This is a genomic window from Xenorhabdus bharatensis (assembly GCF_037996705.1).
Lineage (GTDB): Bacteria > Pseudomonadota > Gammaproteobacteria > Enterobacterales > Enterobacteriaceae > Xenorhabdus > Xenorhabdus bharatensis.
Genome location: NZ_JBBMXG010000005.1, coordinates 133660 through 150306 on the forward strand (window position 1 = coordinate 133660; position 16647 = coordinate 150306).

Genomic DNA, 16647 nt, shown 5'->3' on the forward strand with positions numbered 1-16647 from the left:
TTCTCATCGTGCTGTTGAGGTATGTTTTTTATGACCCCAGTCTGAGATCTCAATATGCATGACATTGCTCACATTGCTTCCAGTATTTTTATTAGCCAGCTCGGGTGCTGGCTATTTTTTTATCTGTCATTCCCTTGCCACCGCAAGTCCGCCCTAAAACCACTGGGTATATCATTTATTGAATTTTTTAATCTGTCACACTGATACTGTGTTTTTTTATTAATCCGCGTAATTGATGGTATGTCAGGCTGAGTTTTGCCGCCGCTTTTTTCTGATTGAATTGGCTTTCTGCTATTGCCTGTATAATTAATTGCTTTTCACAATCATTTTGCCATTGCCTTAAATCGAGGGGTAAATCAGGTAGATATTGATCATCAACCGTCTGTTTGAGGGATGAATTATTGGCTGATTTCTGTGTATGAGATTCTGATGATACGGCAAAGGGATTAATAATGATGGTGTCTAAGGCATTTTGATTATCCCCATGGCGGTAGATAGAGCGCTCTATGACATTTTTCAGCTCACGGACATTACCGGGCCAAGAGTAAGCAAGTAACTGCCGTTTCGCTTTTTCAGTCAATCCGGGGAAGAAAGGAAGGTTCAGCTCCTGACACATCTGAACGGCAAAGTGTTGAGCCAGTACCATAATATCCTGCTGTCTCTGGCGTAGAGGGGGGATCTGAACAACATCAAATGCCAGCCTGTCGAGCAGGTCTGCCCGGAATTTTCCGTTGGCGGCCATTGCCGGTAAATCTTCATTGGTCGCACAAATCAGCCGAACATCGATTTGCAAAGACTGGTTACCGCCTACGCGTTCAAGATATCCATATTCAATAACTCTTAAAAGCTTTTCCTGTACCTGCATTGGCGCGGTGGCCAGCTCATCAAGAAACAGGGTTCCGCCATCTGCCCGCTCAAAACGCCCCTGATGTTTTGAACGCGCTCCGGTAAATGCACCGGCTTCATGGCCGAAGAGTTCTGAATCAAGCAAATTTTCGTTGAGGGCAGCGCAGTTCAGGGAAATGAAAGGGCCTTGCCATCGGGGAGAAAGATAATGCAAACGGTGAGCAATCAATTCCTTACCTGTTCCTCGTTCCCCTAACACTAAAACAGGTTTATTTAATTTTGCCAGTGCAGAAACCTGTTCCAGAACCTCAATAAAATTGTTTGCTTCCCCTAATAGGTTATCAGTGAACTGATTCATGATTTCTCCACTCACAGATCGTATTTTTCGCCAATTATTGGTTGATTTAACTACATTAAGATATTGTAAGAAAAAAGCAAATAAAAATTAATTTATATATTTCAATGTGATAATAAGAAATAAAAAGTTGGCATGTATCTTGTATTTAATTGAATGCCTTACCTTGTATCTTATACATTATTTAACAGTACACAGGCATAACATACATACATTCTAATGAAAGAGGTTTATGACTATGGGTATTTTTTCTCGTTTTGCTGATATCGTTAACGCTAATATTTCATCTCTGCTGGATAAAGCAGAAGATCCGCAGAAAATGATCCGCTTGATGATTCAGGAGATGGAAGATACGCTGGTGGAAATACGCTCAACATCTGCGCGTACGCTGGCTGAGAAAAAACAGCTTCTGCGCCGTATCAGCACCGGAGAGAGTCAGGTTGAAGGCTGGCAGGAAAAAGCTGAACTGGCATTGAGCAAAGATAAAGAAGATCTTGCTCGGGCAGCTCTGATTGAAAAACAGAAAGTCAGCCAGTTAGTTGAAACACTGAAAAATGAACTGTCAATTCTGGATGAAACCCTTGATCGTATTAAAGGGGAAGTGACTGAGCTGGAAAACAAACTGATAGAAGCGCGTGCACGACAGCAGTCTCTGACTCTGCGTCATCAGGCTGCGGCTTCTTCCCGTGAAGTTCGTCGTCAGTTGGACAGCGGTAAAATCGATGAGGCGATGGCTCGCTTTGAACAGTTTGAGCGCCGGATTGACCATATGGAAGCAGAAGCGGAATCAGTTGGTCTGGGGAAAAAGAAATCTCTGGAACAGCAGTTTGCAGAACTGAAAGCAGATGATGAAATTAGTGCGCAACTTGCTGCTCTCAAAGCTAAAATGAGTGCTAAAGATCCACAATGATAGATAAGGTTATTCGTATACCCGTTCACAACTAAGGAAAGGTAATGGCTTATATATTTCTGGGGATCCCGCTGATCCTGTTTGTCCTCTTCGTGTTACCTGTCTGGTTATGGCTGCACTACAGCAACCAGAACAGAGGGAAACTGGAGAGCAATGAAATTCAACGTTTGGAGCAGTTGTCAGAAAACGCCCGGCGTATGCAGGAACGTATCAAAACGCTGGAAGATATTCTTGATGCAGAGCATCCAAACTGGAGGCAGTCATAATGAGCAGTTCTTACCGGGGGAAACTTTATCGTTTACCGGAACAGGGCGTGATCAAAGGTGTTTGTGCCGGGTTAGCGAACTATTTTGATGTCCCTGTTGCCCTTATCCGTACCATTACCATACTGTCGATATTCTTTGGGTTATCTGCCATAACGTTAGTTGCCTATATTATCTTGTCCTTTGTGATGGATCCCGCGCCAGTGGGATATCAGCGAGAGGAAACAAGAGCACCATCAACCCGGAAAATACTGGATGAAGTTGATTACCAATTGAGAGCAGGGGAAGAACGCCTGCGTCAAATGGAACGCTATATTACTTCTGACACCTATAATGTACGCAGTCGTTTTCGCCAGCTCTAAGCCAGAACAGATTTCAATAAGAACGGCGGAATACCACAGAAACTGCTAGCCCCTTGCCCGATCGGGTGAGGGGAGAGTGGTCTGAAACTACAACATACATATTATTATAGTGTCCGACTCAGGAGAAATATGAAACGGTTGCAAAATGAGCTGACGTCACTTGTTAATCGTGGAATAGATCGTCATTTACGGCTGGCAGTAACAGGATTAAGCCGTAGCGGGAAAACAGCATTTATTACTTCTCTGGTCAATCAGTTGCTGAATGTTCATACTGGTGCCAGATTACCCCTGTTTTCTACTGTACGTGACGGTCGTTTATTAGGGGTGAAACGTGTACCACAGCGGGATTTGGGTGTTCCCCGTTTTGCCTATGATGAAAATATTGCTGCGCTGCACAATACCCCGCCATATTGGCCGATACCGACCAGAGGCGTGAGCGAAATCCGCCTTGCGCTGCGTTATCGTTCAGAAGATTCTTTGCTCCGCTATCTCAAAGATACCTCAACACTTTATCTGGAAATTGTCGATTATCCCGGAGAATGGTTACTGGATTTACCTATGCTGGAACAGGGTTATCTGGCATGGTCACGGCAAATGAATGGCTTACTGAAAGGCAACAGAGCTGAATGGGCGAAGCCGTGGCTGGAATTGTGTAAACAGTGTGATCCACTGGCACCTGCGGATGAGAATCTGCTGAGCAGAATTGCACAGGCCTACACCGATTATTTACATCAATGTAAAACAGAAGGTTTGCATTTCATTCAGCCGGGGCGTTTTATTTTGCCGGGAGATTTGACGGGAGCGCCCGCCCTGCAATTTTTTCCGTGGCCGGATATTGACGGAATTGGAGAACCTCAATTACTGAAAGCGGATAAACAAACTAATATCGGTATGTTACGTGAACGTTTTAATTATTATTGTGATCACATCGTAAAGGGCTTTTATAAAGAGCATTTTCTGCGTTTTGATCGGCAAATCGTTCTGGTTGATTGCCTACAACCTTTAAACAGCGGCCCACATGCTTTTAATGATATGCGTCTGGCACTGACTCAACTGATGCAGAGTTTTCATTATGGTAAGCGGACGTTATTTCGCCGTTTATTTTCCCCTTGCATTGATAAATTGATGTTTGCGGCGAGTAAGGCAGATCATGTTACAGCAGATCAGCATGTTAATCTTGTCTCGTTGCTTCAACAGCTTGTACAGGAAGCGTGGCAGAATGCGGCATTTGAAGGGATCAGTATGGATTGTGTTGGTCTGGCGTCTGTTCAGGCAACTGAAAGTGGCATTGTGATGCACGAGGGAGAACAGATCCCGGCTATCAAAGGCAATCGTCTGTCAGATGACAAATTACTGACATTCTTTCCGGGTGAGGTGCCACAGCGTTTGCCCAGTAATGATTTCTGGCAGAAGCAGGGCTTTAATTTTGAATCATTCCGGCCACGGCAGGTCAGCATTGATGCACCATTACCTCATATCCGTATGGACAGCGCGATGGAGTTTTTATTGGGAGACAAACTGACATGACGGACTCTTTAAAAACAGAGGATAAAGGTTCTGCTCCTTTAAAACCAAGAGTGGATTTTGATGACATGTTATCAGCACCTTCAGAACCTTCCTTGAAATCCCAACAAGAATTTAATGAGCGGGAAAGCGAATTCTGTCCGGTTCTGCCAGAATTAAATACGGAAGAGCAGGAGAGTGAGTTTGAAGGGGCAGTGAATGCAGCCCTGAAACCTAAACGCGGCCCGTGGCGGAAAATATTTTCGGGCGCTTTACTCTTATTGGGTTTCAGTGTTATTGCTCAATTCATTCAATGGGTATATCAGTCATGGCAGAATCAGGACTGGATTGCACTGGGTGTAGCCGCCGCAGGCAGTATGATTGTTTTTGCCGGAATAGGTGCTGTTATCGGTGAATGGCGTCGTCTTTATCGTTTGCGTCAGCGGACAGAAGAGCGTGATATCGCAAAAACATTATTGCAGAGTCATGGTATTGGCAAAGGACGGCAGTTTTGTGAAAAATTGGCTGATCAGGCAGGTATAGGCCAACAGCATCCGGCGTTACAGCGTTGGCAGAGTACCATGCATGAAACACAAAATGATCGGGAAATGGTCATTTTATACAGCAAACTGGTTCAACCTGTACTGGATGAACAGGCCAAAAAAGAGATCCGCCGTTCAGCGGCAGAATCTGCGCTGATGATCGCAGTCAGTCCACTTGCCGTGGTCGATATGGCTTTTATTGCATGGAGAAATATTCGTCTTATTAATCGGATTGCGGCAATATATGGAATTGAGTTGGGTTATTTCAGCCGGATCCGTTTATTTCGGCTGGTCTTGTTGAATATTGCTTTTGCTGGGGCATCAGAGTTGGTCAGGGAAGTGGGCATGGACTGGCTATCACAGGATATTGCCGCTCGGCTTTCCGCCCGTGCTGCACAAGGCATTGGCGCTGGGTTGCTGACTGCCCGGTTGGGAATTAAGGCGATGGAACTGTGCCGCCCTTTACCCTGGATTGATGGCGACAAACCTAAATTGGGTGATTTCCGGTATCAGTTAATTAGCCAGCTAAAAAGTACACTGGCGACTAAGCCGAAAACGAGAAATGAAGCCAAAAAATCAGGTTTATAATTCAGGATGATACTGTCATTTAAGTTTGACACTCTGTCTTAGTGTCAACTTTAACTGACAGGGGGCTTCATCTATCGCACAGTAACGAGTAATATTTCAGGCGGTTATGAACATTGCGTAAATAAGGTCGGAATAAATGCGATTGGAAGTTACTTGTCAGGATCGAATCGGACTGACTCGCGAGTTACTTGATTTATTGGTTTTAAGAAATATTGACCTGAAAGGAATTGAGATTTCTCCTGCTCGTCGTATTTACCTTAATTTTACTCAAATTGATTTCAATACCTTCCGCTTGTTAATGGCGGAAATCCGCCGTATTAATGGCGTGATGGATGTCAGGACGGTGGCATTTATGCCATCAGAAAAAGAACATCGGGCGATGCGGGCATTACTGGAGTCTGTGCCGGATCCGATTTTGTCCGTTGATATGAAAGGAAATATTGATTTAGCGAATCTGGCATCACAGTCATTATTTGGTATCAGTAAAGAAAAAATCAGCCAGAAAAATATCAGCCAGCTTATCAGTAATTATAATTTCCTTCGCTGGCTGGAAAGTGATCATCCTGAACCTCATTCAGTCTCTTTAACCATCAAAGATAAAATCTATACGATGGATGTGATCCCTATGCCGCTGACTGATGAAAATCAGGACATCAAATGTGTCGGGGCGGTTATTATGCTGCGTGTCTCCACACATGCAGAACCTGCCCAGAAAAAACGTATCGTCAATGATGATCAGGCTTTTGAGAATATTGTTGCTGTCAGCCCGAAGATGGTTCATGTCGTTGAGCAAGCTCGTAAAATGGCCATGCTGGATGTGCCGTTATTGCTTATTGGTGATACGGGAACAGGGAAAGATGAATTTGCCAAAGCCTGCCATTTACGCAGTTCAAGAGGAGAACAGCCTTTTCTTGGCTTAAATTGCGCCTCTATGCCGGATGACGTAGTAGAAAGTGAACTGTTTGGCTATGCGGCAGGTGCCTATCCTAACGCAACGGAAAGTAAAAAAGGCTTTTTTGAGCAAGCAAACGGCGGTACGGTTCTGCTGGATGAAATTGGCGAAATGTCACCCCAGATGCAGATTAAATTATTGCGTTTCCTTAACGATGGAACATTTCGTCGGGTGGGGGAAGATAATGAGGTGAAAGTGGACGTCAGGATCATCTGCGCCACTCAGAAGAACTTGGTTGAGTTGGTACGGAAAGGGGAATTCAGGGAAGATCTCTACTATCGGCTTAATGTCTTGACCATCACATTACCGCCTTTACGGGAACGTCAGGCAGATATTATGCCGCTGACGGATTATTTTGCGACCCGCTTTGCCGAAGAACAGGGCGTAGAAAAACCAAAATTTGCGCCTGATCTGGAACAATTCCTATGCAGCTATTACTGGCCCGGAAACGTGCGACAGCTGCGCAATGCCATCTATCGGGCATTGACGCAGCTGGAAGATAACCAGTTAAGTTCACAGGATATTCAGTTACCACATTTAGAAGCAGAAACCTCATTTATCAGCGAGGATATTCTGGTTGGTTCTTTGGATGAAATTAGTAAACGTTTTGAACGCTCTGTCCTGACCCGCCTTTATCGTCACTATCCCAGTACTCGTAAGCTGGCAAAACGGCTTGGGGTTTCTCATACTGCAATTGCGAATAAATTGCGTGAATATGGGTTGAGTGGAAAGAAGCATGTTGCTGAATCAGAAGACGAATAATTTTTTGGCAATAAAATAGGCAGGTTTCGTGTGGCATAAATTTCCCCTTTTATTCTTGCTTTGAATCTTCTGAAGGTGGGCAGGTGGTAAGGATATTTGAGAGAGGTGAGGATAATTTCGGAGGGGAGCTGGGTTGGATGATAGGGGATTTTATCATCGGAATTAATTTAGAAATAGAGGATGGTCGTTCTGCTGTTTTTATTGCCAACATACAGTCTATGGCATGTAGAAATGATAAAGAATAACCAGTAAGGCACCGTTCCGTTAGAGGTTGATAATGATCTTCAATATTGCGTACTATGCTGACCGGTGGTGGTTTCCCGACAATCAAAGTATGCAATACTGCCCCTAGTGCATAAATGTCACTCCAGGGGCCCTGTTGCCCCTCTTCATTGGTCGTGTATTGTTCACAGGGTGTGAACCCCGGCCTGATCGTGATTTCTTCTTCATTAGATAAACGTTCCGCTATTTTCCGGGCAGACCCTAAATCAAGCAAAACAGGTAATCGATCATTCTGAAGTAAAATGTTATCCAGCGAAATATCACAGTGTAGATAGCCGGCTTGGTGGAGGGTGTTGATGGCATCAAGCAGAGGGGGCAAAATACGGCACAGCCAATTTTGTGTCACTACCTTTGCATACTTTGCCTGTAATACTTTCAGGGTGATGCCATGATAAAATGGAGTGGCGATATAAGCTGTGCTGTTCTGTTGCCAGAAGCGTATGAAGCGGGGTAGGCATGGATGGTTAAAACAAGTCATGATATGGGCTTCACGCATAAAACTGTGAAGCCCGATTCTGAATCTTTCCTGAAAATTCGGGTAGCGTAGTTTTAGTTTCAAATCATTACGGCGAACCGCAATCATGGATGGCAGATATTCTTTTATGGCAACTGAACACTGTTTGCTGTGATCCCAGGCGCGGTATACGATACCAAATCCTCCTTTGCCCACAACTTTTTCAATTTCAAACTCCTTGAAACAGTATCCAATAGGTAATGCCTGTAATAATGAATGTTTGGTATTAAGAGAGTTATTGTAAGAATTCTGCATAATAGATGGCCTCTTGAACCTCATGTTCTATTTTTTGTCGAATTTTCAAGTTGCCTCTTTATTGGCTGTGTTTATTTACTCCGAACATTAAGTCCCCTTGTTAAATTATGTTAGAACGTGACGTGGCTAGGATGAAATTATTTATCCTCTTGAGGAACTGTTTACAAACTAGATATGCCAAACTACACACGAGATCATGCTGAATCTATCTATCATTCGAAAACTGGAATTGTAGTTCTCCCTGTTCGAGCGACACCTGTAATTGGTTATATTCTTCACCATGGGCACAGGCAGATAGTAACCGCTGGCTGATTTGAGGCAATAGCGTATTGGTCAGAATAGCATCTACCGTACGACCGCCTGATTCAACTTCGGTACAACGACTGACAATATTTTCAATCATGGCTTCATCGAAAGTGGCAGTGATTCCGTGGTTTTCAAGCAATCGTTTCTGTATTCGTCCCAATTGCAAATAAACGATGCTGGTCATTACTTCATCATCTAATGGATAGTATGGAATGACTAATAAACGCCCCAGTAAAGCGGCTGGGAATGTGTTTAATAGTGGTTTGCGTAGTGCTGAACTGAGCTGTTCCGGCTCAGGTAATGTATTACTCTGTTGGTATTGCTGGTAGCACATTGAGTTGATTAAATCAGCACCGACATTAGAGGTCAGAATAATAATTGTATTACGGAAGTCAATATGACGCCCTTCACCATCTTCCATCCAGCCCTTGTCGAATACCTGAAAGAAAATTTCATGGACATCAGGATGCGCTTTTTCAATTTCATCCAGTAATACGACACTGTATGGACGACGACGAACGGCTTCGGTCAGGACACCCCCTTCGCCATATCCGACGTAGCCGGGAGGAGCACCTTTTAGGGTTGATACAGTATGTGCTTCCTGAAATTCACTCATATTGATAGTGATCAGGTTTTGCTCACCACCATACAGCGTTTCCGCCAGAGCAAGTGCGGTTTCCGTTTTACCGACACCAGAAGGGCCACATAGCATAAAGACGCCTACCGGTTTATTAGGATCGTCCAGTTTTGCCCGTGAAGTACGCACTCGGTTTGCGATGGTTTCTAACGCATGATACTGACCAATGACACGCTGGTTAAGGGTATCGGCTAATTGTAATACAGCCTCAATTTCATCTTTCATCATGCGGCTTAAAGGAATGCCGGTCCAGTCTGAGACAACAGCGGAAACAACATTACTGTCTACTGCGGCAAAGATAAGAGGCTCTTCACCCTGTAACATCTCCAGTTGTTGCAGCAGCTCAGCCAGCTCCGTATGAAGAGTGATTTTCTCATTATTGTTTTGTTCTTCCTCGTTTTGTTCTTCATGTAATTGAAGACGTAGCTGAATAATTTTGTTTGTCAGCAAAAGCTCCTGTTGCCAGCGCGCTTCTAGTTGCTCTTGTTGTTCTGCCAGCGTTGCCAATTGGTTGAGGATATTTTCTGTCCGTTGAGGATCGCCCAAGCCAACTTTAGATTCCCGTTCCACTATTTCCAGTTCAACATTCAATGAATCTATCTTATGGCGGCAGTTTTCCAGTTGTGGGGGTTCTGCATGTTGGCTGACTGCAACTCTGGCACAGGCCGTGTCCAGTAATGCGATGGCTTTGTCCGGTAACTGGCGGGCAGGAATATAGCGATGGGAGAGATGTACTGCTGCATCAACCGCTTCATCCAGTAAAAGAATACGATGGTGTTTTTCCAGCGTATTGACCAGGCTACGCAGCATGATCAGAGCCTTGGTTTCATCGGGTTCATGCACCTGAACAACCTGAAAACGGCGGGTCAGGGCCGGATCTTTCTCGATATATTTTTTATATTCTGACCAAGTCGTCGCGCCCAATGTCCGCAACTGACCCCGTGCTAATGCTGGTTTTAGTAAGTTAGCAGCATCGCCTGTACCCTGTTGCCCACCGGCGCCAATCAGAGTGTGAATTTCATCAATAAACAAAATGATGGGAGTCGGGCTGGATTGGACTTCTTCAATGACTTTCCGCAGACGGGATTCAAATTCGCCTTTAATACCCGCACCCGCTTGCAACATGCCGATATCCAGCAGCCAAAGCTGAACGTTCTTCAGAGGAGGAGGAACTTCGCCTGCCACAATTCTCAAAGCCAGACCTTCAATGACTGCAGTTTTACCAACACCCGCCTCACCGGTCAGTAACGGGTTGTTTTGTCGACGGCGCATCAGGATATCAATAATCTGGCGGATTTCTTCATCGCGTCCCGATACAGGGTCAATTTCACCATTACGGGCCCGGGCTGTTAGCTCCTGCCCATATTGTTGCAAAGCTGAACCTGTCCCAGTCTGTGGTATTGCACCCTGAGTTTCGGTTGATGAGGTTATGCTTTCCTGAGCCTCATCACTGCCATCAAATATATTGTTAAAATTATCGATCAGGATATCGGCATTGATATGATCAAACAGGGGAGAAATTGCTTTCAGTGCATTGCGGAGGTTAAAAGTTTTTAATATGCCTATCAGTAAATGTGAACTACGTATCTGAGCAACGCCAAATTTCAGCGAACCGTAAACCCAGGCCCGTTCTACGGCATTGTCAATATGTTCTGAGAGATCAGAAATAGCACTGGCACCACGGGGCAGGCGATCCAGCGCAGCAATAATATCTTTGGTCAATGCAGATTCGTTCAACCCTAAATGGTGAATAAGTTTCTGTAAGTCACTGTTTTGTTGTTGCATGATTTGGTGCAGCCAATGAACCAGTTCAACATAAGGGTTACCACGTAACTTACAGAAAGCAGTGGCACCCTCTAATGATGTGAACAGAGTCGGGTTGAGCTTACCAAAAAGTACGGAGCGGCTGATTTCTGACATAGAATGTAATCCGTAATGTTGTTGTTGATAATGTGTTGTATTTACGTGAGTACTAATGAGTGGTTAGATAACAATCAATTATTAGGTTACAAAAGGTAAGAAGAGGTATGCAAGTCGGGAGCGTACGAGAATCAAACTAGGGGTTGTAGATTAAATCATCACGATGGATTTTCTGTTCCATTTTCCCAAGCCAGCTGCTTAGCCCTAGTTTTACCGGTTCTGACAGATGGATACCCTGTATATCGGTACGATGAAGTACCAGTTGGATATCCCATGCATACTCAATTCCGAGATATTGACACACCCAGTCACGTAATTGTTGTGACTTGGGTTGGGTTGGCAGAAAATTTTCATACTCTGATATGGTCAGTGGGCCAAGTTTTATACGGAATTTATGCTGAACATCATATAATGCCGTTCCCAAAAAGGCTGACTGCCCCAAACGTGGCATATGACGCCCGGCTTGTAACCGGGCCTGATCCGGGATCTCAACATCCAGCCACTGGGGAATATTTTGTTTGATTTCCAATGGAATATTGAAGTAGGTGAAGAGAATTTTTTCCAGACCTTCGGCACTGTGCCCCTGACGGGATAAATGACCGGATAATAAATAGCGGGCATGTTCATGAATCGCATCTGCATTTTTCTGGGCCGGTAAACCGAGACCAACCAGGCAAGCGAGATAATGGCAGAAACGCTGATTATCCTGACGATCCAGCGAGACAGTAGCCTGAGCATTGGCCCAGGCCCGATAAAATAATTGGATTAACCTGTTGTGAAATAAATTAGTGAACGCCGTCAGGGTCGGATCCTGATAGTTATATTGGCGGGCATAGGTATATTCGGTAATGTGCGTGGGGAGGGGGCCGTTCGGCCCGAATAAACCAAAACTGTAAATCAGTAAATCATACTGTTTGGCGTTTTTCCGTTGTTTGGCTTCTGCGATAGTAGAAGGGGCGAAGACCAGAGAGGCTTTTTGCCCTAACCGCAGTAGGTCGTATCGCGGTAATGGGGATGACCCCAGCATATAATATTCCCCGGACTGCGCATCTATCCGCCGCAGAGTCTGGAACAGATCGAACTGCCACGGTGTCTGGGTGAGTTGTTGCCAGAAATCATCAGGCAGACGGCTGATGCTACGAATGGCAATGGCACCGGTTTCACTCATCGTCATTTCCCCCCCGTTATAACAGTTGTTTTTTCCCCATCCGGGCCGGCCAGTAACCGATTTTGCCGCGTTGTTGGCTATAGAGCGTCATTTCAGTGAAAGAATTCATGGTAACCAAATGAGAAAAGAGCCGTTCCAGCACACTGCCCAGTAACCACGGGCTGGTTCCGGCAAACTCCTGCTCATCGACCTCCAGCTCAATCCCGACCCCCCGGGCAAAAACAATCGGCCCGGGCTCCGGGACGCGGCGATGAATGGTCTTCATTGAGCAATGGCGAATACCGTTAATCTGACGGGCGGTGGCCGGTTCTGAAAGGTTGGCATACAGACTCAGTAACTGCCGCAAGGCCTGTGTCCCTTGCTCATCATCCTTATCCATGAAATTCAGGTAATTGAGCTGTAGCTGACTGATTAATTTCCAGGACGCTGAGCCCTGTGCCAGCGCTGGCCGGGGAATCGTCGGTCTTTTCAGGAGCACAATCTGGTTGATGGGAATGGAATCCAGCATGACAAAGCTGTCGAGATCTTGTTGTCGCAATATCGCCGGTAAATCCCGGTTGGTACACATGACATCGGCTGTCAGAAATTTGAGCTCATTCGGCCAGGGGGAGTGCTGTTCATCCACAATGGAAACAAAGGATTCCGTGCCGAGGTAGCTGGTTCGGGTGCCATAATGCAGGGAATGATCAGACAGAATCCGGGGGTCACGGCGAAGGGAAAAATAGGCACCATAATTCCCTTTATCATCACTGAAAGTCGACCAGAAAGGGCGGAATATCTGAGTTTCCCGGCGCTTGATATCGGCACCGTGCAGGCGTTGTACTGAAAAAATTTCGTAATCCAGCGGTCGGGTATTATCAACCACCAAATGGTACTCATTAGCCGACTCTTTTAACGTGACACGTTCAGTCAGTTTAGGAAACAAATTAATAACAGGGGTACTGTTCAGGGCTAAATAAGAGACATCAACCAGATGCTCTAAATCCTCATCAATCTTGTCCAGAAGCAGGATCAGTTCAAATTCATTTTCTTTTTGCGTCTCTTCCAGTAAAGATTGCATCCCGCTGAGGCTGAAAAACTGAAAACGGGCCGGAAAAGCAAAATACTCATGTAACTGGCGATAACCGCTGAAGGTGCGGGGATCATTGGGTAATAATGACTGGGCCTCCTCAAACCCTTCGTGATGCGGGGAGATACCCGGTAAGACCTGATACTGAGGCGTCTCACCGAGCGTCTGGCAGATCATGCCGACGCAATGCTCCATCAGCAGCTCCTGCAATTGCTGAGCCTGAATATCTGGCCCGGAAAGAAAGAAAACCAGTTTGTTGAGTTCCAGATCACTGAGGAAGAACTTGCCTTTGCAGGTGAGGTGAATACGCAATGCACTGACCGCCCCGCACTGATGAAGATTTAAAGACGCCAGCGGAATGTTGGCCGGGATTTTACCCAGTTCCACTTTTTGCAATTGCAGGGGTTGCAGGGTCACATCTTGTGCCGTGCTGTACTGCAGGGTGATCCCGTCTTTTTTCAGTGAATGGCAATGCATAATCGTCCCGCGCGGGACTAAAAATCCGTGGCTGATATCCCCTTTACTGGTATCGGGCTGGAGTTCGGCAATAGACATTGACGGTGTGGGCGCCAGATAATTGGGGCACAGCATCTCCAGTAACTGTTGGGAAAAGTTCGGAAACTCCGCATCCATTTTCAACTGGATACGGGAGGTCAGAAAAGCAAACCCCTCCATCAATCGCTCAACATAAGGGTCAGTGACATCAATGCCATGCATCCCCAACCGATTGGCGATTTTCGGATAACGCTCAGCAAATTCTTTGCCCATCTCACGTAAATAGATGAGTTCACGGTTGTAGTATTCAAGCAGTTTGCTATCCAAAATGGATCCTCCCGTTTTTTACCGGCTTACCCGGCTTCTTTAATCGTGAAATAGCCATTTTCTAAGTCAACATCACTGTGAAACACGAATTCAACTGGCCAGGGAACACACCATAAAAAGCCTCTGATTTCGATGGATAATCTGTTGTATAACGTCAGGGAGTCGGTATCCGAAACACAATTGACCTCAAGACCGTCCAAAATGATACGGGGTTCAAAGGTTTGTATTGCTTTAGTGATTTTATGCTGGATATCCTCCCATTCGATTTCAGACATGAGCTTACCGGCCAGAGGTGCCAGACCAAAGTTATAGACGGAGTGGCGGATTTCTGGGAAAGGGGAAAGATTCTGTGTGGCTTCGCTGTTGATACTATTGAGTAACCACTGTAAATCCCGCAGAAGACTCCGGCGTAATACGCTATGGGAGATCAGATGATTACTGTTGGCTTCTTTTTTCTTATCGGGTTCATTATCGGTGAGCCTGTCCAGCAGGGAAGGCTGCATTTTGTCTCTGGCAGTGATATGTTTGGTATTACCCGGATGGCGATAACTACTACGTATCAAAGACGTATTATGATTCATGGGAGACCTACTTATTATTAGCAATGATAATGATGATAGTTAGCCGTGATAATAGATAACTATGGGCAATAGGATTGATAGGCTGAAAGGTGTACTCCCGCTGTCTTTCAGGTTATGAGCTGAAATTCATAGGGTATTTATCTCTGAGGAACTGATGGTTTTAACTAGCCTGTGTTTTTATTTTTTTCTGAGAACTTTTATAGTTATTCACTTCGTTTTCATAGGCTAACAGGAAGTTTTTACCAAACAGGCCGGAATTGTGCTCAAATTCTTCGGCTGTTTTTTGATAATGCTTCGTCAGAAACTCCCACAATGAAGCTTTGTAGGTGGAAGATAAGGACAAGCGCGGCATCCCCCCTTCGTCCCGGGCTTTTTGTTCAAGAATTGTGGGATGGAAGAGTTGTAGAATATCGACCGTAATGGCTCGCATCCCGGCAATCATACCCAGTTGATGTGCCTGTAATTCAATTAAAATATCGCGGGTGGCCTGCTCAATAGACATAAATCCCGGCATATGATCACCAAACATCTGCACCAGTACCGATTGACCGGAAGGTAATAACTTAAAGGGATTATTAGTATCCGATAACATTTGGGTTATTTCGGCCTCCGCTTCCCGTTTCAGTAGGGTACGTGACGTATTGAGTGCAACAAGTCCCTGAGATAACTGGCTGATAAGCTGGCCTAACTGGTACATACGGTGTTCATCAAAATGTGGCTGGCGAAGGTTTTTGAGTCCCATGCCTTCCAATAGAGCGGCCAGTAATTTTCCTTCCAGTTTGACATCTTCTGTGACATGTTCATCGGCGCTATCGCTGACCGGGTCGATATTCAGCCGCTCATAAATAGGGTCATCATCACTGATATGTGGTGGTGTATTAAGTTGTTTAATCTGCTGATTAATATCAGTCTGATAATTTTTATCTGTCTCCTTATTGAATGGGGTAAAAAAGAAGAGATCTTTTCCCGCTGTTTCTTCTGCTTCTGTGTCGAACTGGTTTGTGACTAAATCTTGACTCAGTTCTTTGGATAGATCTTCTGTTGTGAAGAGCGGAGTTAAAGGAGAGGGGTGAGCTTCTGATTGTGTATGATGATCAGAGGCCGATTGTGTGACAGAAGTGGATTTAGGTTCGGCAATTTTAGGCTGCTCAGGCGATGTTAGTGGCGTTGCAGTGCCTAACATTAAATCCAGAGGATCTTCATTTTTAGGATGTTGTTTATGTTTAACAGGGTGGTCAGAGAATAATGCCAATGGATCGACTTCGCTTTCCTTATCACTGAGCTTAAGTTCATATTCTTTATCATTCTGAAATAAGGTTGTCGGCGTATTGTCATTAAGAATATCCTCCTGCCGGAAGAGGGGGTCTGAATTGAACATAGTCACCGGATCTTTCGCTCGTCGCTGGAGTGTTTCCAGATCAGCAGTTGTTTTGATTTTTGCTAATGGATCGATCGGATTCCGCTCATCGTTTTCTTGTTGACTGGAGGAAAAGAGTGGGTTACGGTCGTCCTCATCCGATGATGCCTGATGCTTGTCAGAGGAAGACGAACTATCAGGGTTCGTGAAAATTTGTTCAAGGCCATCCCAGACTTCGTTGGGGATACCTTGTTTATCCGATTCAGAGGATGCATTGGTTGCGGAAATGTCAGCTTGTAGTAATGCATTTTTGTAGGAATCAATGACCTGAATCTGATAACTACCAATATTCAGTACGTCACCATCGCGGATTTCAACCTGACGATTCGGCGCTACAGGTATTGTATTCAGCAAAAGCTCAGTGGCAGAACCCAGATTGGTGATCCGACACTTGCCATCTGTATTGATGGATACAATAGCCTGAACCCGGGCAATGCCCTGCTCGGCATCAGGCAAAACCCAATTGTTATCTTTACAGTGGCCGATAGTTCCTCCCGGAGGAGAAAAATCATAACTTAGTTGTGTGGGTTGGCTTGTACTGTTGTTTTTTACAATGGTGAATCGCATAAGCGTGGATCCTTATTGTTGATAAG

Annotated in this window: 13 protein-coding genes; 6 read left to right on the forward strand and 7 right to left on the reverse strand. The window is 45.1% G+C overall.

Features of this window, described 5'->3' with window-relative positions:
• Window positions 1–187: 187 nt before the first annotated feature.
• A complete protein-coding gene (pspF, locus tag AAC855_RS06775) occupies window positions 188–1204 on the reverse strand; it encodes a phage shock protein operon transcriptional activator (protein WP_340608848.1) in 1017 nt (338 codons plus the stop codon).
• A gap of 235 nt (window positions 1205–1439) precedes the next feature.
• Between pspF and pspA the strand changes: the two genes are divergently transcribed.
• The 6 genes from pspA (at window position 1440) to tyrR (ending at window position 7083) form a co-directional block, all read left to right on the forward strand.
• Window positions 1440–2111: a phage shock protein PspA gene (gene pspA, locus AAC855_RS06780; RefSeq protein ID WP_340608849.1), complete on the forward strand. Its 672-nt coding sequence runs from the start codon at window positions 1440–1442 to the stop codon at window positions 2109–2111.
• Between the two features lie 44 nt (window positions 2112–2155).
• Window positions 2156–2377, forward strand: a complete 222-nt coding sequence (pspB, locus tag AAC855_RS06785; protein WP_340608850.1) for an envelope stress response membrane protein PspB — start codon at window positions 2156–2158, stop codon at window positions 2375–2377.
• A complete protein-coding gene (gene pspC / locus AAC855_RS06790; protein WP_340608851.1) occupies window positions 2377–2736 on the forward strand; it encodes an envelope stress response membrane protein PspC in 360 nt (119 codons plus the stop codon). The genes pspB and pspC overlap by 1 nt, the downstream gene beginning before the upstream one ends.
• Before the next feature lie 129 nt (window positions 2737–2865).
• On the forward strand, window positions 2866–4263 hold the full coding sequence (locus tag AAC855_RS06795) for a YcjX family GTP-binding protein (RefSeq protein WP_340608852.1): 1398 nt from the start codon (window positions 2866–2868) through the stop codon (window positions 4261–4263).
• Window positions 4260–5369 (forward strand): YcjF family protein, encoded by a 1110-nt coding sequence (locus AAC855_RS06800; protein WP_340608853.1) that lies wholly within the window; start codon window positions 4260–4262, stop codon window positions 5367–5369. The genes AAC855_RS06795 and AAC855_RS06800 overlap by 4 nt, the downstream gene beginning before the upstream one ends.
• Before the next feature lie 136 nt (window positions 5370–5505).
• Complete coding sequence (gene tyrR, locus AAC855_RS06805) at window positions 5506–7083, forward strand: transcriptional regulator TyrR (protein WP_340608854.1); 1578 nt, start codon at window positions 5506–5508, stop codon at window positions 7081–7083.
• A gap of 49 nt (window positions 7084–7132) precedes the next feature.
• On the opposite strand, the gene AAC855_RS06810 is transcribed toward tyrR, so the two are convergent.
• The 6 genes from AAC855_RS06810 to AAC855_RS06835 form a co-directional block, all read right to left on the reverse strand.
• Complete coding sequence (locus AAC855_RS06810) at window positions 7133–8134, reverse strand: serine/threonine protein kinase (RefSeq protein ID WP_340608855.1); 1002 nt, start codon at window positions 8132–8134, stop codon at window positions 7133–7135.
• A gap of 205 nt (window positions 8135–8339) precedes the next feature.
• On the reverse strand, window positions 8340–10997 hold the full coding sequence (tssH, locus tag AAC855_RS06815) for a type VI secretion system ATPase TssH (protein ID WP_340608856.1): 2658 nt from the start codon (window positions 10995–10997) through the stop codon (window positions 8340–8342).
• A 136-nt stretch (window positions 10998–11133) separates the two neighbouring features.
• Window positions 11134–12165 carry a type VI secretion system baseplate subunit TssG gene (gene tssG / locus AAC855_RS06820; protein WP_340608857.1) on the reverse strand — a complete coding sequence of 344 codons (1032 nt, stop codon included), beginning with the start codon at window positions 12163–12165 and terminating at the stop codon, window positions 11134–11136.
• A 16-nt stretch (window positions 12166–12181) separates the two neighbouring features.
• Complete coding sequence (gene tssF, locus AAC855_RS06825) at window positions 12182–14056, reverse strand: type VI secretion system baseplate subunit TssF (RefSeq protein ID WP_340608858.1); 1875 nt, start codon at window positions 14054–14056, stop codon at window positions 12182–12184.
• Window positions 14057–14082: 26 nt separating this feature from the next.
• On the reverse strand, window positions 14083–14637 hold the full coding sequence (gene tssE, locus AAC855_RS06830) for a type VI secretion system baseplate subunit TssE (RefSeq protein WP_340608859.1): 555 nt from the start codon (window positions 14635–14637) through the stop codon (window positions 14083–14085).
• A gap of 160 nt (window positions 14638–14797) precedes the next feature.
• Window positions 14798–16621, reverse strand: a complete 1824-nt coding sequence (locus tag AAC855_RS06835) for a type VI secretion system-associated FHA domain protein (RefSeq protein WP_340608860.1) — start codon at window positions 16619–16621, stop codon at window positions 14798–14800.
• Between the last annotated feature and the right edge of the window lie 26 nt (window positions 16622–16647).